Genomic DNA, 21,916 nt, shown 5'->3' with positions numbered 1-21,916 from the left:
TCTCCTTATATGTTAATAATAGTGAGGAAGTTCTTTTAACATTCTTTCTGTTTTACGTGCAGTAAAGGTTAAGTTATGGTCATCTTTCGTTCTGAAAAATAATGTGCGTAAAAAGGTTTTAATGTTGGCACATAAAATACAATATTCATTTAGCGAAAGGCGTTTTCTAATTTGAGGAAGCCTTTTTATTTTTTTATGAATAATTGAAATTAAATCATCTTGCGGGAAGTCATGATATAGCATCGATAGTAACGGCGTAACAATTCGTTCATCTTCATTGTTATGAAAAAGGTCAGATGGAATGAAGATTTTATTTAATAAACAATGAATTAATTCTTCATACCACTCAAAAGTCGTATAGGAATTGTGAACAATTTCAGTAAAGGCATCAGATACGTGTGCAAGACAATGAGCCCATCCTTTATTTTCAATATAGCCTCGAAAATCCATTTCTAAGTTTGTGTATGTAATGAGTTTGTTTTTTATGTCTTCGATATCCTCCTCTGTAAAAAAATAGTGCGAGTTAGCGAATTGGAGTATTAACGCAATTAACGAAACAGTGTAAGAACGTGTGAAAACCCCATCTGTATGTGGGGAGTAAATGTCACAATATAAATACTCATCACTTAAACAAGTTTGCAACAGTAATTTTAGCTGATCATCCATAAGGAATTCATGATGAATGAAATGTGCAAAACATTTATATATAAGTTGGTAACGAACGTAACTATCAGTCGTTCCGATATACTGAAGCATGTTGAGTGTTAACTCATTTATATCTATATGTTGCAGTTGCGTATAATCATTTTGTTGTATAAGCTCTAACTGTTGTTGCAGCTCTGTAATATCCAATGGAGAACCTCCTCCGCACTTTAAAGATGCGATGTTTTCTAGTATTCTATATATTCAAGGACAATCCTGCTCATGCAAGGAGAACAAATAGAAATTCGAGTATGACATAGATGAGGGAAGTATATGATGACTATAGAACAGTTAGAAAAACATTTTAAAATAAGAAGAAATGCTTCTTCTATCATAATTAAAGAAAATAATGCAGAGCCTTTTACAGAAGCGCAATTAAAGGAAATGGTGCAATACTGCGTTGCTGAGGTTGAAAAAGATGGAATAGAAAACTTACACTTTGAGATTTCTTCAAAAAGTCCAAATTACGATGTGTATAAAAAATGTTTCGAAACGTATTCATTTGAATATGTTACCGAAAACATGATTGTGTTTAAGGATATATATGAAGTAGAAGATGTAGAAAGTGAAATTGATTTTAAGCTGATTGAAGAAGTAGGAGAAGATACATTTTATTCTCTTTGGAACGAAATGACGGAAGAGCACGTCACTTATGATCAATTTGTAAATATGATGCTACAAGAAATTGGCGAGCAATGGAAAGAACATTGTTTAACCGCGAGTGTAGGTGAACAGCCGATAGGAATTGTAATTCCGCATATTGAAAGAGGAACGTTAGAAGAAGGAAAACTCATGTCTTTCGCAGTCGCTCCAAATATGCGAAATAAAGGATACGAAGCAGCATTCTTTACAGGAGCAATGTTTGTCTTAAAAGAAATAGGTGCATCTTATTATATTGGCGAGACAAATGTACAAAATGAGTGGATGAAGGATGTTTTTGAAAAGAATGGATGTCAGCTGCTAAGTTGTACTGAGCGATATGTGAGGGTGTTTTAGGAGGAGGAATGGTCTATATTCTCGAACTCGTATAGCGGGAGGGGACTATTTATTCGCACCCTGATCGCGGGACAGTTGTATATAAAGATTTAGGTGATGAACAAATTGCGTATGTCTTTCGAGGGAATCCGTGTACAACTTATGAACAAGTAAAAGAACTTTTTGCCTCTTTGTAAGATAAAAAGAAAAATGAGAACGACAAAATAGATATTCCTATAATACAATAAAGAAAGATTCGATTATATGAGAAAGTGTTGGTGAAAGAATGGAGCAGCAAAGAAATGGGTTACAAGCAACTGTAGAAAGAAACGAAGATAATACGTTACAAATAAAGTGGGGAAATAATATAGAGGAAGTTCGCATTTACTGGAGTACTTCACCAAATCATATTGAAGAAACTGGAGAGTTACTTGCAACGGTGAATGGAGAATCATCATGTACACTTGTAAACCCGAGTGAAAATGAGCGTTCATATTTTAGACTAGTAGGAAGTAATGGACAAGCAGTGACAGTAGCTGAGCGTAGATTGCCATTACAAGGCGCATTTAATTTCCGTGATATGGGAGGGTATGAAACGACTGAAGGCCGTAAAGTAAAATGGGGCAAGTTGTACCGTTCTGAAGAATTAGCAGGACTAACAGAGTGGGATATCGACTATTTACAAAAGTCTGGCTTAAAGTTAATTTGTGACTACCGTACAGACTTTGAGGTAAAGCATAAGCCAAACCCAGAAATTACAGGCGCTCGTCAAGTGTGCTTACCAGTTATGCAAGACTTAGCGAAAGATTTAAATATAAACGAGTTTTTCCAAGTTGGTGACCTTTCTATGCTAGGGAAGCCAGGTGAGTATCTTGTGAAAATGAATCAAGATTTCGTAAGTGGTAATGAGGCATTCGTGAGTTTCTTAAACTTAGCGCAAAACCCGGAAAACTTACCGTTAGTAAACCATTGTACAGCTGGAAAAGACCGTACAGGATTTGGATCAGCATTATTATTACTTTTACTAGGTGTACCAGAAAAAACAGTAATGGAAGACTACTTACTAAGTAACGGTTTCCGTGAAAAGTTAAATGAAAAAATGATGGCCTTTTTAGGTGCAAAACTACAAAACGACGAAAGCAGAGCGATATTAGGTGCAATGTTTGAAGCGCGTGCTGAGTATTTACAAGCTGCGATTGATGAATTGAAAAAGCAATACGGTTCAGTTGAAGCGTATGCTGAAAAAGCACTTGGCTTTACGAAAGAGTCGTTAGAGGAAATGAAAGAGTTATTGCTAGAGGATTAATAATGAGGAGGGAGGCTGATTGGGTTAGCCTCCTTTTCTTATTGTTGTTATAATTTTGTTTATGAGGGTTGTTGTGCACCGGGGATGAAAAGAAATTAAGAATCGGGGGATAAAATGATTCATACACGTGTAAAAGCAGAGGGGTTAAAAGGGAAGCTAGCAACAATACTAAGTCAAGATTATAAGGAACTGGCTGTTCAGAATTTAAAGGTGATTGGAACAGGAGTGCAAAATATTGTTTTTCGGGGAGATTCAGAAAAGGGAGCTTTAGCTTTTCGAGTGCCGTGGGAGAGAGAAGTAGAAAATATAAATGAAGATTTATTTAATAGTCGGATTTCATTAGAAAAGGAAGCAGAGCTCTCTGGTTTTTGTCATTCAAAAGGTATTCCAGTGCCAAAAATACACGGATTGCATCTTTCTACCGAACTTGATTTTTTAATTTCGGATTGTGTGTGTACCGATCATATTCCAATTTCTGCGTACAAAATAGGCGAGTTAGTTAGTAAGCTTCATAGTATGCCAATTGATGATTTACATTACGGACAAAACATTAGAGAGCCCATTAGTAAGTATATAGCAGAACGAATTGTGAAACGGATAGAAGGGTTTCATACAATCACGAACTGTGGAATGAAACTTCCAGATACGAAAACAATTGAACAGATTCTTAGTACAGCAGATCATCAAAAGTGTTTACTACATATGGATGTTCGACCTGCCAATTTAATTGGGTATAATGGAGAGGTTAAAGCGATAGTTGATTGGGATAACGCTCTCATTGGTCACCCATTACTGGAGCTTATGAGAATAGCTGAAACAAATGAGGTTAGTTGGGATGAATTTAAAGATGGATATAAGAATGATAGTATCTTTAACGCTACTTCTCATATTGTTAGTTTATTTTATAGGTTAGATACAGCAGTCATGCTTGCAAACTTATTTATAGCACATTTGAAAATAGAAGATAAAGGTGTATTCTATAAAGAGCGGGTTAAAGCAATCCATCACGAAATATATAAAATTTTATCCCACTTTAATGGGCAGTAAGACCCCCACCTCAAAATTCAGCGAGAGCAAAGAATTTAGGTGGGGGATCAACTGCCCATAAAAGTCCGATTGGTTCAACTAATAATCAGTGGGGGAAAAAGACCCCCCCACTGATTAAAGTTTCACTTTATAAGCTATGGAAATGAATTTTTGAAATAGAATTGAGGAGAACATCATGAAATACAGAGTTATATTATTTGACGTAGACGATACATTATTAGATTTCCCTGAAACGGAAAGACACGCGTTACATAATGCGTTTGTACAGTTTGGGATGCCTACAGGGTATAATGATTATCTTGCAAGTTATAAAGAGATTAGTAATGGATTATGGAGAGATTTAGAAAATAAAATGATTACGCTAAGTGAATTAGCGGTAGATCGATTTAGACAATTATTTGCCATTCATAATATAGAAGTAGATGCACAGCAATTTAGCGATGTATACCTTGAAAACTTAGGGAAAGAAGTACATCTTATAGAAGGTGCAGTGCAATTATGTGAGAAACTACAAGATTGCAAGTTAGGTATTATTACGAATGGATATACGAAGGTGCAACAATCGAGAATTGGAAATTCGCCTTTATGTAATTTCTTTGATCATATTATTATTTCAGAAGAGGTTGGTCATCAAAAACCAGCACGTGAGATTTTTGATTATGCGTTTGAAAAGTTTGGGATTACGGATACATCAAGTGTATTAATGGTTGGAGATTCGCTTACTTCTGATATGAAAGGCGGAGAAGATTACGGCATTGATACATGTTGGTATAATCCTAGTTTGAAAGAAAATAGGGCAAGTGTTAAGCCGACTTATGAAGTGGAGAGTTTGCTACAAATTTTAAAAATTGTAGAAGTGGCGGAAGAAAAGGTAGCCTCATTTTAATCGTGTTGATATTTGTCGATAAGTCGATATTCTTTGTCGAATCGTCGATATATCGAAAAAATCGTTGATATATTTTGAGTTACGGTAGATATATTGGAAAAATCGTCGATATAATTTGAGTTGCGTTCAATGTATAGGTACGATTGGTGTAATAACTAGAGGTGAGTAAAGAATGTTAACGTTTTTATTTGAGTTAGACAAAAATATTCCACAAAAGGATGAGTCACGGTATGCGGCTTATGCAAATGGCTTTATTGAAGGGGATTTAACAATTCGCGCGAGTGACAGCGTATTTTTCCAGAAGTCATGCATAAAGGTCGCAGAGCTCGGTATTTATTTAGGTCAGTGGATGGAACAAGTGCAACATGGGCAGAACGAACAGTTGAATTATGAAACGAGTGATCGTGAAGAAGTAATTCTCGGATTCGTATATGAAGAGGAAGATCAGTGGAGAGTTGCTTCCAGTTGGCAACAATTTGAACTGCAAGAGCGTATATCCACTACAACATTAGTAGAGAGCGTTGGGCGTTATTTGAATGAGCTAAATAAGGAACTGCGCGCGATAAAATATCCCGTTACGTTTGATCAGTACTTACGAGGAGAGCGAATGATGCAGCTTTCTTACAAGCGACTGTGTGATAGTAAAGCGGATACAACGTCGATAGAAGTTTATAATGAAAGCGAAAGAGTAGGCGCAGTACGGGGCTATTATAAAAATACGTTGATGAAAGTGCTAGACTTTATTCCGAAAGTCGGTAGTAACATTATTTATGAAATAAAGGATAGTAAGGAAAATATTCGTGTCATTGCAAAGGATGTAAGTAGGCAGCGTCAAAGAAGGATTTTAGTAACGTACATCGATCATCATGATGCAGAGCATGAAATACTTATATGTGACGGAAAGTTATTAGATGCAAATTTCTTATTTACCTTTACATATAAGAGGGAAGAATATGTTGTTCACAAAACTCCAATTGGACTTGGAAAGTTATTACGAAACGGCTATGTAATCGCAGATTGGAATATTCGTCTTGAGGAAGATATGTATGATATTGAGATGAGTGTATATGATGAGAATTATATAGAGGATCAATACTTACTATTAGGGGTATTTCATGCTGTTTTGTATGGGTGATAAATGAGAAATACCGGCATTCTTCATGGAAAGAATGCCGGTATTTTTTATCCCACTTTAATGGGCAGTAAGACCCCCACTGATTAAAGTTTCACTTTATTAATCCTCAAAAATAAAAATCTCATCAATCGTACTATGAAGTGCCTTCGCTATATCGTGAGCGAGTTGTAAGGAAGGGTTATATTTTCCTTTTTCGAGATGGCTAATTGTTTCACGGCGTACGCCAACGCTCTTTGCTAAATCTTCTTGTGTCATATTGAATTTGGTGCGGTATTCTTTTATTTTCGTTACGAATGCCATGGCGCATCTTCCGTTTCATCAACAGGTTTATCGTAAAAGAACATAGAGAAGCCGAACGTAAGGATGAGTGTACTGAAAATAAGAGCGATATCAATCTCTTGTAGTACCGGGTTTGGAAATAACATTTCAATAAACAGAATGATAGCGGTAGTTAGTAATGTAACGATAAAGGCATTGCGGCACGATTTATTGACGATTTGTTCAAATAGTTCATCGTGTTGAACCGTTCTATACGATGTGAAAAAGGAGAAGAAACAAAACATAGTAAACAATCCTTTTTCATAAAAAAAGCCGAGGAAACCGAAGAAACCGAGAAACCCTAAATATTTTATCCAAGTTGTTTTCACGATAGACTCTCCTTTCAATGTTAGAAATAATTCACGTTATGTTATAAATATATCACATGTGAAAATGTATAGTAATAATAGTTTTCCAATTCTTTTCATAATAATAGTAAAAAGAGGAAATATACTGCGAAATGAAGAGGATAATATTGTAAAATGGTTGTAAGGAGGGGGAGGAAGGCATGTTAACTTGGATCATGATCGTTGTATTACTTGTAGTCATTACTGTAGTGGCGACGGTGTTAATTGGGCGAAACGGTGATGCAAATTATAGTAAAGCGACAAAGGGGAATATTAGAAGGCTTACGATGATTTATATTATACTAGCTGTCGTTTTAATCGTTGGATTAGGTTTGTATATTTATTTCAAAGGTTAAAAACTGAAAAAATAAAAAAATCTAAAAATGGAAGTATGCTATAATGTTAATATAGTTATTTGGTAATTAAGGAAAGGATTGGATGGAATGATTGAAATTACGAATGTGTCAAAAAGTTATAATGGGTCTACCTATGCAGTAAAAGATTTAAGTTTATCTGTGCCTAGCGGAGAAATTTTTGGATTTCTAGGGCCGAACGGTGCTGGTAAATCAACGACAATTAAGATGATTACAGGTATTCATGGGGTGGACAAAGGGACGATTACGATTAATGGTATAGATATTATGAAAAATCCGATGGAAGCGAAGAAGACGTTTGGTTATGTTCCAGATAGCCCAGATATGTTTTTGCGATTAAAGGGAATTGAATATTTAAACTTTATGGCAGATATGTATGAAGTGCCGAAAGAAGTGCGCCAAGAACGAATTGAGTCTTTAGCGAAGAAATTTGATCTTTATAATGCGCTATCGGATCAAATTCAAAGTTACTCACACGGTATGAGACAAAAAATCGTTATTATTGGTGTGCTCGTGCATGAGCCAGATGTTTGGATTTTAGATGAACCGTTAACAGGGCTTGATCCGAAATCTGCATATATTTTAAAAGAAATGATGAGAGAACATGCGGATAAAGGAAAGATTGTATTTTTCTCTACACACGTATTAGAAGTGGCAGAAAAATTATGTGACCGCGTCGCGATTATTAATAAGGGGAATTTGCAGTTCAAAGGGAATTTAGATGAAATGAGAGATCACTTTAAATCCAATGAATCACTTGAAAAAATGTTCTTGGAGATGACGGGCAATGAGTAAAATTTGGACGTTAACGAAAGTATTATTAAAATTAAATTATGCAGATTTTATAACAGATAAGAAGAAGCGATGGGCGTATGTGTTTTCATTTGCAGCTATTTTATTTGTCGGCTTTTTAATATTTGGTTCTATCACGCACGGAATGTATGAAGGTATGAAGCATTTAGGGCAAGACCCAGGGATGATTATCGCGATGGGACTTGCGATTGCGAGTATATGGGTATTTTTAATGAGTATAACGAACATTTTAACTGTATTTTACTATAGTAATGACATTGAAATGTTATTGCCGTTACCATTGAAACCAGCCCAGATTATTTCGGCAAAATTTTTAACAGTATTAATTACACAATACATAATGAGTTCATTCATTTTATTACCAATCTTTATTACGTACGGGTTAAAAAGTAGCGCATTTATTACCTATTACATATATATGATTTTTATTTACTTACTCTTCCCGATTGTGCCATTAGTGTTAGCTTCATTACTGATGACAGTTATTATGAGGTATACAAATATAGCGAAAAATAAAGATCGAGGCAATATATTTATTGGAATCGTAAGTATACTATTTATTGTAGGAATTAATGTGTTTTTACAGTGGAAAAATAAAAGTTCGTTTTCTGAAGATGCAATTATGAATTATCTTGCGAACAACCAATCTTCTCTTCTAGTACAAATGACAAACTATTTTCCAACTACATATTTTGGAGCAGTGGCATTAGTAGAAAATGCAAATTGGAAGGGACCTTTATACGTATTAATCTTTGCACTTATTTCATTTGTATTTTTTGTGTTGTTTTATTACATTGCAGAGCGTACATATTTAAAAGGGGTTATTGGACTTTCAACGAGTACAGCAAAAAAAGAAGTTATTTCAGCAGAAGGCTTACAGAAATCAACGGTACAAAGTTCACATTTAAAAGCGTATGTGAAAAAAGAATTTAAAACGTTATTCCGTACACCACAATTTTTCTTAAATTGTATCGTACAAACTTTCGTTATGCCAATTATGTTATTCTTTGTTTTATTCGTGCAAGATGGAAATTTAGAGTGGATTACAGGTTATATTGATAACCCGAAATCAGCAGGTCTTGCAATTGGCGTGGGTCTTTGTGCATCGCTATTTTTAATGGGAAGTAACGTCATCGCAACAACATCATTTTCACGTGATGGAAGTTCATGGTTTGTGAATCGTTATTTACCTGTAAAAGCTTCGGATATCTTTTTTGCAAAAGCGATTACTGCTTGGTTAATTAATGTGATCATTTTAGCAGTATTCGGTATTACGATGGCAGTTGTAGCGGGGATTTCTCCTGTTTTCATGTTACTGTGGTTTTTACTAAGTGCAAACGGGTTACTGTTAATTAATTTAATCGGTACACGCTGGGATGCACAAACTGCGGATATACATTGGGATACAGAGCAGAAATTATTTAAGAGTCGCTATACAACATTGTGGAATTTCTTAGCGAATATTTTTATAGCTTTAGTTATTGTAGCGGGAGTAAGTTTATTATACTTCTTCCTTCAAGTAGGACTATGGGTTATGTTCATTGTTTTATTTGTGTTGTTTACCATTGCCAACTATATTTTAATTAAAATGTTAAAAATAGGTGCAGAACGCATATTGGCAAATATTCAATAAAAAGATAAATCCTCTGTATCCGTGCAGGGGATTTATCCATAGATGGAGGAGAAAAGGTGGAGAAAATAGCAATTGTAACAGGGGCAACTCGTCTGAATGGAATTGGTGCAGCTGTATGCAAGGTGCTTGCTCAAAAAGGGATAGACATTTTTTTCACGTACTGGTCTCAGTATGATAAAGCGATGCCGTGGGGAATGCATGACAAAGAGCCCTTTTTGTTGAAAGAGGAGATTGAAAGTTACGGTGTTCGATGTGAAATGGCAGAAATCAATTTATCGCAGTCGTATTCGCCAAATCGTTTGTTTTATATGGTCTCAGAACGTTTAGGTGATCCATCTATTTTAATTAATAATGCAGCGTATTCTACTCATACGAGAATTGAAGAATTAAATGTAGAACAGTTAGATAAACATTATACAGTGAATGTCCGCGCTACTATGTTATTAAGTTCTTTATTTATAAAACATTATGCACTGAAAACGAGTGGAAGTATTATTAACCTTACTTCAGGACAGTCGCTAGGGCCAATGCCTGATGAACTAGCATACGTAGCAACGAAAGGAGCAATTGAAGCATTTACAAAATCAGTAGCACCAGTTGCGATGGAGAAGGGGATTACAGTGAATGCTGTTGATCCAGGACCGACGAATACAGGATGGATTACAGAGGAGCTGAAGCATCATTTAGTGTGGAAATTCCCACAAGGTAGAGTTGGAGAATCAGTGGATGCAGCACGCTTAATTTCTTTTTTAGTAAGTGAAGAAGCAAAATGGATTACGGGGCAAGTTATTCATTCGAACGGTGGTTACTCATAAACATATTATGTTAACTGTTATTGAGAAACAAAAAATGAAAGAAAATTTTATTTTTTTGTATAAATAAAATGTCAAGAAAGATAGAAAATTGATAGGAGAGTATATCGTCATATGAAGATCGTAATTCTTCATGTGACAATATACTCTTTTTCTTTTGCTTGCGAGCAGAAAAATGAAGTAGAAGAAACTCGAATATTCGAATTGATTTATCAGTTTTTGTACGTATTATTATGAAGATTACTGTCGGAAAGATGGTGATTCGTATGAAAAGGGATTTTTTAAGGGGAAATCGAATCGTAAAGGGGAGGATAAATAAAGTAAACATAGGGGGATTTATATGAAAATGAAAAAGGTCGCTATCGCATCGATAACAATTGGTACAATGCTTACTATGGCAGCTTGTAGTCCATCAGCAGATAAAGAGGCAGAAAAGAAAGAGCAAGTAACAGCGCAAAATGAAGGAGAAGCAAAAACGACAAGTGCAGATGAAGCGTCAAAAACAACGAAAGATACTGAAAAAGAAACAAATACTTCTTCAAATGAAAAAACAGATAAAGATGCAAAAAATACGAAAGAATCATCAGGAACAGAAAGTAACGGTAAAACGTCAACTCAAAATGAGAATGTGAAAACAAAAGAAAAAGAAACGACAGGAAAAACGAATGATCAAACGACTAGCGGAAAAACAACAGATCAAAGTACAAGTACAAACTCAGACGGAAAAACAACGAAAGATCCGAAGAAAAGTGTAGCTGTGAAAACAAATGTAAAAGAAGTTGCTGCATTAGTTGATAGCTTAGACAAGCAATTAGCTGCCAATCCGAAATTAGAAACAGTAAATAAACTTGGAAAACAAATTAGTGAAAAGTGGGATGTGATTGAGAAAGAGCTAGAAGCATCACATCCAGCTGAATCTAAAACAATTGGACAAAGTATGTACCCATTAATTGTAGGAGCGGAGAAAGAAAAGATAGATATTAATAAAATGAAGTCATTAACGACGAAAACGAAAAAAGATTTGACTCAGTTATTAACGAAACTTTCGTAGTTTGAAAAGCCTACTTACACGAGTAGGCTTTTTTATGTTGAGAGTGTAATGAAAGTTTATGGGAATTCTAACGAAAAAGGAGGTTGATAAATATGACAATCGATCGAGTTTGTACAATTGGGCCAGCAAGTAATCATAAAGAAACGTTAGCGCAGTTAATAAACAATGGCATGAAAATAGTAAGGTTGAATTTGTCACATGGCACGCATGAAAGTCATAAAGATATCATTCGTTTAGTCAAATCGTTAGATGATTCTATAAAAATTTTAGGCGATGTACAAGGACCTAAAATAAGATTAGGTGAAATAAACGGAGAACAAATTACACTTCAGGCGGGAGATTCTTTTCTTTTACATACGCAACCAGTTACAGGGAGCAATGAAGAAGCAAGTGTTGATTATGAAGGAATTGCGAATGATGTGAAAGTGGGAAGTAGAATTTTAATTAATGATGGTGAAGTTGAGTTAATCGTTGAGAAGGTAAGTACGGACAAAATAGAAACAAGGGTCAAAACAGGTGGTAACATCTCCTCACATAAAGGGGTGAACTTACCAGGGGCAATCGTTCGTTTACCGGCTATTACAGAGAAAGATAAACAAGATATTCAGTTTCTTTTAGAAGAAAATGTTGATTATATCGCATGCTCTTTTGTGCGAAAAGCTGATCATATAAAAGAAATACGTGATTTTATACAGCAGCATAAAGAAACTTCGCCAAATTTAATCGCTAAAATAGAAACGATGGAAGCAATCGAAAATTTTCAAGATATATGTAAAGAAGCGGACGGAATTATGATTGCAAGGGGCGATTTAGGAGTAGAGTTGCCGTATCAATTTGTTCCGCTCTTGCAGAAAATGATGATTCGGGAATGTAATCGAACGAATACATATGTCATTACAGCGACACAAATGCTTCAATCTATGGTAGAGCATTCTATTCCAACAAGAGCTGAAGTGACTGATGTGTTTCAAGCTGTACTCGACGGAACGAACGCTGTTATGCTTTCTGCCGAAAGTGCGTCAGGCGAGCATCCGATTGAAAGTGTAAAAACATTACGTCTCGTTTCAGAATTCGCTGAGCATGTGAAAAAAGACGGTCCTTTTGTGATGAACGATGTACTGGAATTGCTACATAAGTCTTTGGATGCGTGATGAATAAAAAGAGGGCGGATATGTATCCGTCCTCTTGTGTTTTATTTCTATTCTTCTTGCTCTTGCTCATCCAAAATCTTTTCAAATGCAGCAGATACTTTATCAAACTCTTCATCATTTTCAATGTATGAAAACTCATTATCTTCTTCTACTTTTAAAAAGAAAATATCAATGTCTTCCTCAGTTTCTGTTTGAATGTCTTCTACAAAGGCAACTGCAATATATTCAGCACCTTCGACATCCATTGCTCCAAGTACTTCTACTTCCTGATCTTCGTTATTCTCATCACTAAGAGTAAACACTTCGCCAACTTCAATATCAGACATATTCATTTTCCTCCTGTCCAGCTCTAATAAATAGAGCGTTTAAACTGCATACATACTAATATAGTTTTCCATGAAAAATCAATTTCATACATAGGAAAAATCAAATTCTACTTCTTTAGTATGCGTATACAGCTATAAGGAGCGCGTGTTATCTGACTAAATCCATTCAACAATTGTATCCATAGTCTGTCTTGTTTTATCACGCTTTGGCTCTTCTTTACGGTAACCAAAGGCAACCATAACTGATGCTTCAAGATTATCGTCTTTTATAATGCCTTCTTGACGAAGTAAAGAATCTACTTTTTCTTTATCAAATCCTTCTATTGGACAAGAATCAATACCGATTTGAGCTGCGCTCGTCATCATATTACCTAAAGCAATATAAGTTTGCTTAGATGCCCAATCAAATACAGCACGATCGGATTGTAATAAGTTAAAATCTGTTTCCTGGAACTTTTTGAAGAATTCATATCTAATTTGTTGAGTGTCTTCAGGTAATCCAATAATATCGTTCATCATATGTTTAATATACTCTGCATCATAATGCATATCTTTAATGTTTCTTGAAAGAACAATAACAAAGTGACTAGCTGTTGCAAGTTGCCCACCAGCGCCCCATGAATGCGGTTGTAGTTTTTCTCTTAATTCTTTATTTTGTACGACAATAAATTTCCAAGGTTCATATCCAAAAGAAGAAGGAGATAATCTTCCTGTTTCTAAAATGAAATGAAAATCTTCTTCTGAAATTTTGTGCATAGGATCGAACTCTTTACATGCATGTCTGAAATGAAAGGCCTCCATAATTTCCTCTTTTGTAATTTCTTTTGTATTTGTCATAAAAGTTCCTCTTTTCATGAATGTATTTTGTAAGTAAATTATATTTTTAAAGTAACATAGATACAAGTACGCACATTTATGTGTTATAGTATCAAAAAAGATACTATTGGTAAGGGAAGGGACTTATGATGGATTGTTCAAACGAAAATAATATAAATTACCCATTTTTAAATAAATATTCTTGTCCAGTGGAAGCTATGGTTGAGGTTATTGGTGGAAAATGGAAAGGGGTTATTTTGTATCATTTATTAGATGGTACAAAGAGATTTAATGAATTAAAAAGATTAAAACCTAATATCACACAAAGAATGTTAACACTGCAGCTAAGAGAACTTGAAGCGGATGGCATTATACATCGTGAAGTATATCGTGAAGTGCCTCCGAAAGTAGAATATTCATTAACAGAGCTTGGTGAATCACTACGTCCAATCATTCTATTAATGATGGAATGGGCGACTCAAAATATGGAAAAAGTTTTGGAGAGTAGGAATACGAAAAATAATAGTTAAGAGTTGTAGAAATAAAAGGTGTTTTCCATATGTGAAGACACCTTTTATTTCTATATTTTTTACTTTTTAACTTCAACTGCTGAAATTGCAAAGTCATTCAAGTTTACAGTTTTACCATACCAATCAGAGTGTTTGAAGACGACACCTTTACCATATCCTTCAGTTGAAGTACGATCCCATAGCGTTGTCGAATAGCTAGCAGTAGGGGATGCTGTACTTACAGAAGAAATCCTATTTTGCCAATTAGGAGGCAAATTTTTAAAACCGCTACTAAGAGAAAAATACTCGCCACCTTTATTTGCATGTTCATAGAAATCTGTACTATTAGGTCCGCTCCCTCCGACACCAAGGGGATTGATTGTATGATTCAACCTTTGTTTATCTTTTTCAATAAAAGAATCTAAACTTTTTTTGCTCGAAAATCCATAAGATAACCAGTCTCCATTTTGATTTTGTTTCGGTAGAACTACAGTTATTTTTATGTCTTCTTTAGATAGAGCACCCAATTTATTAAACGAATCTACAGTCTTTTCATCTACAGTTACATATTCAAAAGAGGTAATCGAATAATCCTTTTCGGTACTAGCTGATACTGACCCTATTCCGCCAGTTAATGCTGAAATGGCTACTGCTGCACCTATTATCAATTTTTTAAGCATGCATTCATCTCCTTTAAACTTAGTTTTTTACATAACTAAAATGTATGATAATTAAGTTTTATTGTAAATATTTAGAATTTTATAAAAATAAAACAGAATATTCTTTTATTAGTCTGGAGTAAGGGGAGTAATTTGAAATTAAAACAGGATTTACTTAAAAAGTAAATCCTGTTTGGGTGTTAACAATAAAGTTAGTGTGTAAATTTTGCAATTTGCTAACCGACTTCAAAACTCTACTGATTAAAGTTTCATTTTATCCAGCTATGAATCATACACTTCTTTTGCATTTGTAGAAGCAGCATCTAATAAAAGGAAAACGGCTGCTATAATATGTAGAACGACGTCTATATAAGGAAAGAAGGCAAATAGAGTAACGATAATACCTATATAATGAGCGTACGTATTCCTGCCTGCCTTGTTAGCTAATAAAATAGTAGTAATATGTAAAGCAATCAATAGTAGTAAAGGTATCGCGTCTAGATTAACAAGACTTGGAAATATATAATAGCAAGGAAGTAATAAAAGGTGATAGATCCCTGTGATCCACTTTAGTGCTTGTATGTAGGTTTTCAAAACAATTCCTCCTAAAATAATTAACATCTATATATTACCAAAATTAACAGGTGATTGGATATTAAATATTTGTGGTTATTAGTTGAATGTAATTATTTTATGTTAACTAATTGTTTCGTTATCTTTAAAATAGAAAAACCACCCAAACGAGGGTGATTCGTATTATAAATAACTACTTAAAGAGGAAAGGGGAACCTTAACCTCACTACCTTCCTTCATATTCCGCAGCACAACAGTGTCTGTACTAAGTTCTTCTTCCCCAATAATAAGCACATAAGGGATGTTTTCTTTATTCGCATAATTAAGGGCACGTTTTAATTTGCGTCCTGCTAATTCGAGTTCGATTTTTAAGGAAGTGGTAGAACGTAATTGCTGGGCAATTTGTAAGCATTGTAATTCTGTCCCGAGTGGGATGATAAATACATCCGCTGTAGATGATATTGTTTCTTTCTGCGAGAGTGCTGTGTAAATAACGTCTAAGCCGAATGAAATACCGACTGTTGGATAGCTCATATTATCACCACGGAATACCCCAACAATATTATCGTATCGACCGCCGCTACCAATGCTGGATGTAATCGATTCGTCATTTAAAAAGATTTCATACACAGTACCTGTATACATTGTAAGTCCTCGCGCTAAAAATGGATTGAATATAGCATTCTCATTTATTCCGAGAGCGATTAAATATTGCTGTAATTGTTGTAATTCGTTTACTCCATCGGCAACGAGTGGATTATTGAAAGCATCTTTAAAGTCATCAATCGAAAGCTTTAGACAAGATAAAACAGTATTACATATCGTATCAGCCATTTCTTCAGAAATTCCGCGCTCTAATACATCTTTTCGTACGCCATCAATCCCAATTTTTTCGATTTTGTCTAATGATAAAATGACGTCACTCGTTAACTCAGTAGGGATGTTAATGGTCTGAAGAATACCGTTTAACAATTTTCGGTTATTATATTGGATCGTTACGTCTAAGTTTAACGTTCGGAACAGTTCAAACGCCATACTCATAAGTTCAGCTTCTGCCATGACAGACTCAACACCGACAATATCAACGTCGCATTGTATAAACTCACGAAATCTTCCTTGTTTAATTGGCCCTTCTCGAAACACTTTCCCAATTTCATACCGTTTAAAAGGAAGGCGGATGTTCGGATTCATTGCCACAACTTTTGCGAATGGAATTGTCAAATCGTAACGTAAGGCAAGTTCGCGTTTTCCTTGATCTTGAAGTGTATATATTTCTTTTAAAATTTCATCACCACCGCCGTACTTATATGACATCAGCTCATACATATTTAACGTTGGTGTCTCTAACGGTTTACAGCCATAACGTTCAAACGTGTCTTCACAAGCTCTTTTAATTTTATTTCGCAGTACTTGTTCCTCTGGTAAATAGTCTTTCGTTCCTTTTACATTTTTCATTTCCATCATAATCACTCCTTTTTTAAATGAAAAAAAGCTATGCAGGTATAAAAATACCCACATAGCTTTATGAACGCTTCGTGGGTCAACAGGAAAAGCCCTGTACCCACGAAGAAAAATTTTTCTTCGGATACACGGCGTTACGTATGATGATGAAGTTGGAAAGATGTATTAACATTTCGCATGACAAATCTCTCCTTAACATAAGTTTTTCCAAATTATATCAGAAGATTTTTGAATTATCAATATTTTTAGTTTTGAAATATACGTGAAGTTATGTAGGAGAAATGGAAAAGGGTGTATAATAAAACTTAATAATATGAAATAACCGTTTAAGGAGACCACTATGAAAAAAGATAAAACAAATGCGATGCGAATATTAGATAAAGAGAAAATTGAATATTCGATGATGTCATATGATCCAGACGATGGAAAAATTGATGGTGTATCAGTAGCAGAGAAAATTGGACGAGAAGTGAGAGAAGTATATAAAACGTTAATTGCTCAAGGAAATAGTAAAAATTATCATGTGTTTATCATTCCGGTAGATGAAGAACTGAACTTGAAAGCAGCAGCAAAAGCGGTTAGTGAAAAGAAGATTGAAATGATTCCTGTAAAAGATATTACGAAAGTGTCAGGATACATTCGCGGCGGTTGTTCACCAGTCGGAATGAAGAAGTTATTTTCAACATGCATTGATCAGAGTGCACAATCGCTTGAAACGATGATAGTAAGCGGCGGGAAAATTGGTATACAAATTGAGCTGAAAGTGGATGACTTGGCAAAAGTGACGAGAGCGCAGTTTGCTGAAATAACGAAATAATGATACATAGGGAAAAAGCTCTAGGTTTATAGGATAATTAGTCTATTATGGGGCTGATTGTCCTTTTTTTACATTTTTTTGCTAGTCCAGTAACAAACAAGAACACTAAAACTGCGTTAGGATAGGAATGTATAAAAAATGTATAGATTTATAGAACTAAAAAAGAAGATTCTTTTGTAAGTGCAGAGTTCTCCTTTTTCCTTGCTACTGATAATGAGACATTAGGTTAACTGAGATTGTATAGAATATCCAACATAAAAAACACTATACAAAATTAACTGAAAAATGTTAAAATTGGTTAATTTGTACAAAGGGGGATATTTATGAAGGTATATTATAGCGAACGAGCTCGTGAATATGAAAAGGTTTATTTTAGAAACGATCCAATTCGTCAAGAAGAGCAAACTCTCATTCAACGGAAACTTCAAAAACTATTTACGAACCAATCTATTTTGGAAGTAGCATGTGGGACAGGTTATTGGACACAGTTTATAGCTAAAACAGCAAAATATATAACGGCCATAGATTATTCCAAAGAAGTATTAAACATCGCAAGTCAAAAAGACATTCCTCCTTCTAAAGTGAATTTTCTTCAAGGAGATGCCTATCAGCTTGATAAAATCCCTGGGTGCTTTGAAGGGTTTGTTGCAAACTTTTGGTTTTCACATATACCAAAGTTTAGAATTCAAGAATTTTTAAAGCAATTACACGATAAACTTGACTCTGGAACAACAGTTTTTATGGCTGATAATACTTATATAGATTCCATGGGTGGAACTTTAGTACATAAGGAAAATGATCCAAATACATATAAAATAAGAACTTTGGACAATGGAACGAAGTATGAAATCATAAAAAACTATTACACTGAGGAGGAACTAAAAAATATATTTTTCCCTGTTTCAAATGATTTACAGATATATATGGGACAGTGTTTTTGGTGGGTGTCTTACAAGATTAAATAAAAAAATTTAACTTCTGATAATAATAATTATGTGGAAACGAAGGTCCTCCAGTTAAACAATCTGGAGGACCTTTAATAGTCTTCTAAATACATTGAATCCCGATAATGTTACGTTATGTTAATCTCACATGAATATAATATACAAAAGGAATTTATAAGATTTGACGAGAATAAAATTGTATTAAAAGAATATCGGAGGTTTTTTATGAAACTAGTAGGACAGCAAATATATCTTCGACTTTACAAAATTTCTGACGCCAAAGAGTTAGCTGAATTACTTACTAGAAATCGCGGATTTTTCCAACGAGTTAGCCCATTATTCCCAGAATCCTTTTTTACAGAAGAACATCAAAAAATACGTCTAGAACAGGCATTAAAAAAGAAGGATGAAGGGCAATTATATCCTTTTGGAATCTTTTTAAGAGCAACTGATAAACTTATCGGAGACATTTCATTAACTCAAATTGTTAGGGGGGACGTCCAAAGCTGTTATACAGGATTTACTTTGGATAAAGAGTATAATGCAAAGGGTTATACAACAGAAGCTCTTCAACTTGTTGTAGACTTTGCTTTTAAAGAATTAAAACTACATAGAATTGAAGCAGGGGCTATGCCTGACAATATAGCATCTATTCGTGTATTAGAAAAAGTAGGGTTTAAAAAAGAAGGTATAGCTAAAGAAAATCTGAAGATTAATGGCAAATGGACAGATCATCAAATATTGGCTATCATTAACAGCTTGGATTTGTAAGCCCATTTCACTTCCAATAACGAAAATTATGTAAATAATCTGGTCATTGGATTCTCATAGAAAACTGTGGTGAGATGAAATTTTTGATTTTGAAGCACTTCAAAATCTTAACTAGATGGCTAGTATCAGTACCCCACAATAAAAAGGCAGGAACATATCAAATATGTTCCTGCCTTTAATTTTAAAGAGATGTTTCCTAACAGTTGATTTTGTTAACGAAAGTCGACTTTAAATCCATATTTTGTGTGAAATAAAAGCATATAATAAAAGTATGAGGTGATGATGTGAAGGAGATAAACATTCATAAAATTATTGCGGATAAGAGAAAACAAAAGGGAATTACACAGGAAGAGTTAGCGGCGTATATCGGTATTACGAAGGCGTCTGTTTCTAAGTGGGAGACAGGGCAGAGTTATCCGGATATTACATTTTTACCACTGTTAGCATCGTACTTTAACATAAGTATTGATGAACTGATTAGCTATACCCCACAAATGGAGCAGGAAGATATTAAAAATTTATATCATAGACTAGCGGAAGCTTTTAGTGAAGAACCGTTTGATGAAGTAATGATAGAGTGCAGAGAAATGATTAAAAAATATTATTCTTGTTTTCCATTATTACTTCAAATGGGACTACTATTTATTAATCACCACATGTTAACAGAGGATACGGGTAAAAGAATTGAAATGTTAGAAGAGGCAATGTCTCTCTTTAGCAGGGTGCAGGAAGAAAGTAATGATGTTTCTCTTGTGAAAGAGGCGGTATCGTTTCAAGCGACTTGCTATCTTATACTCAATAAACCAAATGAGGTGCTTCAATTACTTGGCGAAACGATACGTCCTAACTTTCCAGAAGAGGATTTAATCGCACAAGCGTATCAAATGCTTGGAAATGCTGACAAGGCAAATGAAATGATGCAAATTAGTATGTACCAACATTTAATACACCTTGTTGCAACAATACCGAATTATGTAGTAGTAAATGCTTCAAATGCTGAAAAGGTAGAGATAATCTTAAATAGAGCTTTCATGTTAATAGATATATATGAAATAGAAACATTACATCCCAATATGACTTTAAAAGTATACTATGCTGCTGCACAAGTACATTGTATGCAAGGGGATTTTGAAAGAGCATTAGAAATGTTGCGGAAATACGCAACAGTTTGTGCAGCTAGTTTCACAGAAAATAGCCTTCATTTACACGGAGATTCCTATTTTGATGCGATTGATGGATGGTTTGCAGAATTTCCACTCGGTGCTAAAACGGTTAGAAGTGAAGAGGTTATAAAGCGAAGCATGTTACAAAGTATTGCAGAGAATCCAGTTTTCGCTCCTATGAAAGATGTAAGAGAGTACAAAAATATAATAGCGAGTTTGAAATTTAAATTGGATATAAAAGATTAGAGGGAGGACGAAATTATGGCTTTTGACGAATATGAAGTAGCGATAAATAGTGAATTTACTTTGCAAGGTACACTCACTAAACCGAAAGCTGACGGGAAGTATGCTGCGGTTATCATCATCGCTGGATCTGGAGAGATTGATCGTGATGGAACGATATTACCGCTAAAGCTTGAGGCGAACATATATAAAGACTTAGCGCATGTAATTGCGAGGCTTGGAGTAGTGACGCTCCGTTTTGATAAGCGCGGGGTAGGAAAGAGTGAAGGGGAATTTCTGAAGACTGGAATGTGGGATTTAGTTAGTGATATAGAGGCTACGATTACGTATGTAAAGGAACAACCATTTGTTGATCCGGAAAATATCATTTTAGCTGGTCATAGTGAGGGGTGTATGTTAGCAACTGTAGTAAACGCAAGAACACCAGTAAATGGACTCATACTTCTTACAGGAGCTGCGGAATCGTTAGAAGAAGCTACGAAAAGACAAAGAGAGATTGCTTATAAAGAATTAAAAGAACAAAAAGGAATAAAGGGAAAACTAATGCGCCTTCTCGATGTGGAGAAACGTGGAGAGAAGCAGATGGAAAAAATAAAAGAGAAAATGATGAACACAGAAAAAGATACGATTAAAGTTGGTTTTAAACCGATGAACGCAAAGTGGTTTAGAGAGCATTTTCAGCATGACATTTATAAAGATTTACAACAAGTAACATGTCCAGTGCTAGCAATCGCTGGTGATAAAGATATTCAGGCTGATCCTGAAAAAGCGAAGCGCATTGGTGATTATGTGAAGGGGGATTCTGAAGTACATGTAGTAAAAAATATGGATCATAGTTTGAAACGTTTTGAAGGGGAGTTCAGAGCTCTAGAGTTTAAAAAGAATTATGAAGAAGGGGCGGGAAAGCCACTTCACCCGATGCTGGAAGAAATAATTGTGAATTGGATAAGTGCGAATTTTATCTCGCATAAGATCCCTGCATCAACATGAAGTGAATATGAGGGAGATGGAAAGGAGAGTAACTGTCTGTAAAAGACGGATTGGTTTAGATTAATAATAGGTATAAGTTCAAGCACATCTCCCT

General features: G+C 34.8%; 25 protein-coding genes. 17 read left to right on the top strand and 8 right to left on the bottom strand.

Annotated features, from left to right (window positions below; all coding sequences use genetic code 11):
• Positions 1-12: 12 nt before the first annotated feature.
• Positions 13-852 carry a DUF2785 domain-containing protein gene (locus ACZ76X_RS04080; protein ID WP_479849639.1) on the bottom strand — a complete coding sequence of 280 codons (840 nt, stop codon included), beginning with the start codon at positions 850-852 and terminating at the stop codon, positions 13-15.
• 123 nt (positions 853-975) lie between these two features.
• On the opposite strand from ACZ76X_RS04080, the gene ACZ76X_RS04075 reads away from it, so the two are divergent.
• The 5 genes from ACZ76X_RS04075 (at position 976) to ACZ76X_RS04055 (ending at position 6,051) form a co-directional block, all read left to right on the top strand.
• Positions 976-1,698 carry a GNAT family N-acetyltransferase gene (locus ACZ76X_RS04075; protein WP_479849638.1) on the top strand — a complete coding sequence of 241 codons (723 nt, stop codon included), beginning with the start codon at positions 976-978 and terminating at the stop codon, positions 1,696-1,698.
• A 265-nt stretch (positions 1,699-1,963) separates the two neighbouring features.
• Positions 1,964-2,983, top strand: coding sequence for a tyrosine-protein phosphatase (locus ACZ76X_RS04070; protein WP_479849637.1), 1,020 nt, complete (start codon positions 1,964-1,966; stop codon positions 2,981-2,983).
• A gap of 114 nt (positions 2,984-3,097) precedes the next feature.
• The gene (locus ACZ76X_RS04065) at positions 3,098-4,030 is read left to right on the top strand and encodes a phosphotransferase family protein (protein ID WP_479849636.1); all 933 of its coding nucleotides are present in this window, start codon (positions 3,098-3,100) and stop codon (positions 4,028-4,030) included.
• A 175-nt stretch (positions 4,031-4,205) separates the two neighbouring features.
• On the top strand, positions 4,206-4,916 hold the full coding sequence (locus tag ACZ76X_RS04060) for a YjjG family noncanonical pyrimidine nucleotidase (protein WP_479849635.1): 711 nt from the start codon (positions 4,206-4,208) through the stop codon (positions 4,914-4,916).
• A gap of 172 nt (positions 4,917-5,088) precedes the next feature.
• The gene (locus ACZ76X_RS04055; RefSeq protein ID WP_479849634.1) at positions 5,089-6,051 is read left to right on the top strand and encodes a tubby C-terminal domain-like protein; all 963 of its coding nucleotides are present in this window, start codon (positions 5,089-5,091) and stop codon (positions 6,049-6,051) included.
• A gap of 99 nt (positions 6,052-6,150) precedes the next feature.
• Here ACZ76X_RS04055 and ACZ76X_RS04050 read toward each other — a convergent pair whose 3' ends face one another.
• Both ACZ76X_RS04050 and ACZ76X_RS04045 read right to left on the bottom strand, forming a co-directional pair.
• Positions 6,151-6,351: a helix-turn-helix transcriptional regulator gene (locus ACZ76X_RS04050; protein ID WP_479849633.1), complete on the bottom strand. Its 201-nt coding sequence runs from the start codon at positions 6,349-6,351 to the stop codon at positions 6,151-6,153.
• On the bottom strand, positions 6,339-6,698 hold the full coding sequence (locus ACZ76X_RS04045) for a DUF3796 domain-containing protein (protein WP_479849632.1): 360 nt from the start codon (positions 6,696-6,698) through the stop codon (positions 6,339-6,341). Before ACZ76X_RS04045 ends, ACZ76X_RS04050 begins: the two co-directional genes overlap by 13 nt.
• A 179-nt stretch (positions 6,699-6,877) precedes the next feature.
• Here ACZ76X_RS04045 and ACZ76X_RS04040 point away from each other — a divergent pair, with 179 nt between their 5' ends.
• The 6 genes from ACZ76X_RS04040 (at position 6,878) to ACZ76X_RS04015 (ending at position 12,550) form a co-directional block, all read left to right on the top strand.
• Positions 6,878-7,072 (top strand): hypothetical protein, encoded by a 195-nt coding sequence (locus ACZ76X_RS04040; RefSeq protein ID WP_000958869.1) that lies wholly within the window; start codon positions 6,878-6,880, stop codon positions 7,070-7,072.
• Between the two features lie 87 nt (positions 7,073-7,159).
• Entirely contained in the window at positions 7,160-7,885 is a 726-nt protein-coding gene (locus ACZ76X_RS04035; RefSeq protein ID WP_000570194.1) for an ABC transporter ATP-binding protein, read from the top strand.
• Positions 7,878-9,536, top strand: a complete 1,659-nt coding sequence (locus tag ACZ76X_RS04030) for a putative ABC transporter permease subunit (RefSeq protein ID WP_479849631.1) — start codon at positions 7,878-7,880, stop codon at positions 9,534-9,536. The genes ACZ76X_RS04035 and ACZ76X_RS04030 overlap by 8 nt, the downstream gene beginning before the upstream one ends.
• A gap of 56 nt (positions 9,537-9,592) precedes the next feature.
• Positions 9,593-10,351, top strand: a complete 759-nt coding sequence (locus ACZ76X_RS04025; RefSeq protein WP_479849630.1) for an SDR family oxidoreductase — start codon at positions 9,593-9,595, stop codon at positions 10,349-10,351.
• 337 nt (positions 10,352-10,688) lie between these two features.
• Positions 10,689-11,399, top strand: a complete 711-nt coding sequence (locus tag ACZ76X_RS04020; RefSeq protein WP_479849629.1) for a hypothetical protein — start codon at positions 10,689-10,691, stop codon at positions 11,397-11,399.
• Between the two features lie 92 nt (positions 11,400-11,491).
• Positions 11,492-12,550: a pyruvate kinase gene (locus ACZ76X_RS04015; protein WP_479849628.1), complete on the top strand. Its 1,059-nt coding sequence runs from the start codon at positions 11,492-11,494 to the stop codon at positions 12,548-12,550.
• Between the two features lie 47 nt (positions 12,551-12,597).
• Here the strand turns inward: ACZ76X_RS04015 and ACZ76X_RS04010 are convergent, their stop codons facing one another.
• Both ACZ76X_RS04010 and ACZ76X_RS04005 read right to left on the bottom strand, forming a co-directional pair.
• The gene (locus ACZ76X_RS04010; protein WP_479849627.1) at positions 12,598-12,882 is read right to left on the bottom strand and encodes a DUF1292 domain-containing protein; all 285 of its coding nucleotides are present in this window, start codon (positions 12,880-12,882) and stop codon (positions 12,598-12,600) included.
• A gap of 150 nt (positions 12,883-13,032) precedes the next feature.
• On the bottom strand, positions 13,033-13,713 hold the full coding sequence (locus tag ACZ76X_RS04005) for an NAD(P)H-dependent oxidoreductase (protein WP_479849626.1): 681 nt from the start codon (positions 13,711-13,713) through the stop codon (positions 13,033-13,035).
• A 128-nt stretch (positions 13,714-13,841) separates the two neighbouring features.
• Here ACZ76X_RS04005 and ACZ76X_RS04000 point away from each other — a divergent pair, with 128 nt between their 5' ends.
• Positions 13,842-14,222, top strand: coding sequence for a winged helix-turn-helix transcriptional regulator (locus ACZ76X_RS04000; RefSeq protein WP_071758723.1), 381 nt, complete (start codon positions 13,842-13,844; stop codon positions 14,220-14,222).
• A 59-nt stretch (positions 14,223-14,281) separates the two neighbouring features.
• Here ACZ76X_RS04000 and ACZ76X_RS03995 read toward each other — a convergent pair whose 3' ends face one another.
• The 3 genes from ACZ76X_RS03995 to ACZ76X_RS03985 form a co-directional block, all read right to left on the bottom strand.
• Complete coding sequence (locus ACZ76X_RS03995) at positions 14,282-14,881, bottom strand: hypothetical protein (protein WP_479849625.1); 600 nt, start codon at positions 14,879-14,881, stop codon at positions 14,282-14,284.
• A gap of 261 nt (positions 14,882-15,142) precedes the next feature.
• Positions 15,143-15,454, bottom strand: a complete 312-nt coding sequence (locus ACZ76X_RS03990) for a hypothetical protein (protein ID WP_479849624.1) — start codon at positions 15,452-15,454, stop codon at positions 15,143-15,145.
• 162 nt (positions 15,455-15,616) lie between these two features.
• Positions 15,617-16,894, bottom strand: a complete 1,278-nt coding sequence (locus ACZ76X_RS03985; RefSeq protein WP_479849623.1) for a histidine--tRNA ligase — start codon at positions 16,892-16,894, stop codon at positions 15,617-15,619.
• A gap of 340 nt (positions 16,895-17,234) precedes the next feature.
• Here ACZ76X_RS03985 and ybaK point away from each other — a divergent pair, with 340 nt between their 5' ends.
• The 5 genes from ybaK (at position 17,235) to ACZ76X_RS03960 (ending at position 21,822) form a co-directional block, all read left to right on the top strand.
• Positions 17,235-17,711 carry a Cys-tRNA(Pro) deacylase gene (gene ybaK / locus ACZ76X_RS03980; protein WP_479849622.1) on the top strand — a complete coding sequence of 159 codons (477 nt, stop codon included), beginning with the start codon at positions 17,235-17,237 and terminating at the stop codon, positions 17,709-17,711.
• Positions 17,712-18,034: 323 nt separating this feature from the next.
• The gene (locus ACZ76X_RS03975; protein ID WP_479849621.1) at positions 18,035-18,676 is read left to right on the top strand and encodes a class I SAM-dependent methyltransferase; all 642 of its coding nucleotides are present in this window, start codon (positions 18,035-18,037) and stop codon (positions 18,674-18,676) included.
• A gap of 204 nt (positions 18,677-18,880) precedes the next feature.
• On the top strand, positions 18,881-19,426 hold the full coding sequence (locus tag ACZ76X_RS03970) for a GNAT family N-acetyltransferase (protein ID WP_479849620.1): 546 nt from the start codon (positions 18,881-18,883) through the stop codon (positions 19,424-19,426).
• Between the two features lie 284 nt (positions 19,427-19,710).
• On the top strand, positions 19,711-20,835 hold the full coding sequence (locus tag ACZ76X_RS03965) for a helix-turn-helix domain-containing protein (protein WP_479849619.1): 1,125 nt from the start codon (positions 19,711-19,713) through the stop codon (positions 20,833-20,835).
• A 15-nt stretch (positions 20,836-20,850) separates the two neighbouring features.
• Positions 20,851-21,822: an alpha/beta hydrolase family protein gene (locus ACZ76X_RS03960; RefSeq protein ID WP_479849618.1), complete on the top strand. Its 972-nt coding sequence runs from the start codon at positions 20,851-20,853 to the stop codon at positions 21,820-21,822.
• The last annotated feature ends 94 nt before the right edge of the window (positions 21,823-21,916 follow it).

This window comes from Bacillus sp. BC05(2025) (assembly GCF_056725905.1).
Note: the sequence above shows the minus strand (reverse complement) of the source record. Positions and strands in the feature narration are given on the sequence as shown.

Coding starts and splice junctions, on each gene's coding strand:
- ACZ76X_RS04075 (WP_479849638.1), top strand. CDS start 976: ATGATGACTATAGAACAGTTAGAAAAACATTTTAAAATAAGAAGAAAT.
- ACZ76X_RS04070 (WP_479849637.1), top strand. CDS start 1,964: ATGGAGCAGCAAAGAAATGGGTTACAAGCAACTGTAGAAAGAAACGAA.
- ACZ76X_RS04065 (WP_479849636.1), top strand. CDS start 3,098: ATGATTCATACACGTGTAAAAGCAGAGGGGTTAAAAGGGAAGCTAGCA.
- ACZ76X_RS04060 (WP_479849635.1), top strand. CDS start 4,206: ATGAAATACAGAGTTATATTATTTGACGTAGACGATACATTATTAGAT.
- ACZ76X_RS04055 (WP_479849634.1), top strand. CDS start 5,089: ATGTTAACGTTTTTATTTGAGTTAGACAAAAATATTCCACAAAAGGAT.
- ACZ76X_RS04050 (WP_479849633.1), bottom strand. CDS start 6,351: ATGGCATTCGTAACGAAAATAAAAGAATACCGCACCAAATTCAATATG.
- ACZ76X_RS04040 (WP_000958869.1), top strand. CDS start 6,878: ATGTTAACTTGGATCATGATCGTTGTATTACTTGTAGTCATTACTGTA.
- ACZ76X_RS04035 (WP_000570194.1), top strand. CDS start 7,160: ATGATTGAAATTACGAATGTGTCAAAAAGTTATAATGGGTCTACCTAT.
- ACZ76X_RS04030 (WP_479849631.1), top strand. CDS start 7,878: ATGAGTAAAATTTGGACGTTAACGAAAGTATTATTAAAATTAAATTAT.
- ACZ76X_RS04020 (WP_479849629.1), top strand. CDS start 10,689: ATGAAAATGAAAAAGGTCGCTATCGCATCGATAACAATTGGTACAATG.
- ACZ76X_RS04015 (WP_479849628.1), top strand. CDS start 11,492: ATGACAATCGATCGAGTTTGTACAATTGGGCCAGCAAGTAATCATAAA.
- ACZ76X_RS04010 (WP_479849627.1), bottom strand. CDS start 12,882: ATGAATATGTCTGATATTGAAGTTGGCGAAGTGTTTACTCTTAGTGAT.
- ACZ76X_RS04005 (WP_479849626.1), bottom strand. CDS start 13,713: ATGACAAATACAAAAGAAATTACAAAAGAGGAAATTATGGAGGCCTTT.
- ACZ76X_RS04000 (WP_071758723.1), top strand. CDS start 13,842: ATGGATTGTTCAAACGAAAATAATATAAATTACCCATTTTTAAATAAA.
- ACZ76X_RS03995 (WP_479849625.1), bottom strand. CDS start 14,881: ATGCTTAAAAAATTGATAATAGGTGCAGCAGTAGCCATTTCAGCATTA.
- ACZ76X_RS03985 (WP_479849623.1), bottom strand. CDS start 16,894: ATGGAAATGAAAAATGTAAAAGGAACGAAAGACTATTTACCAGAGGAA.
- ybaK (WP_479849622.1), top strand. CDS start 17,235: ATGAAAAAAGATAAAACAAATGCGATGCGAATATTAGATAAAGAGAAA.
- ACZ76X_RS03975 (WP_479849621.1), top strand. CDS start 18,035: ATGAAGGTATATTATAGCGAACGAGCTCGTGAATATGAAAAGGTTTAT.
- ACZ76X_RS03970 (WP_479849620.1), top strand. CDS start 18,881: ATGAAACTAGTAGGACAGCAAATATATCTTCGACTTTACAAAATTTCT.
- ACZ76X_RS03960 (WP_479849618.1), top strand. CDS start 20,851: ATGGCTTTTGACGAATATGAAGTAGCGATAAATAGTGAATTTACTTTG.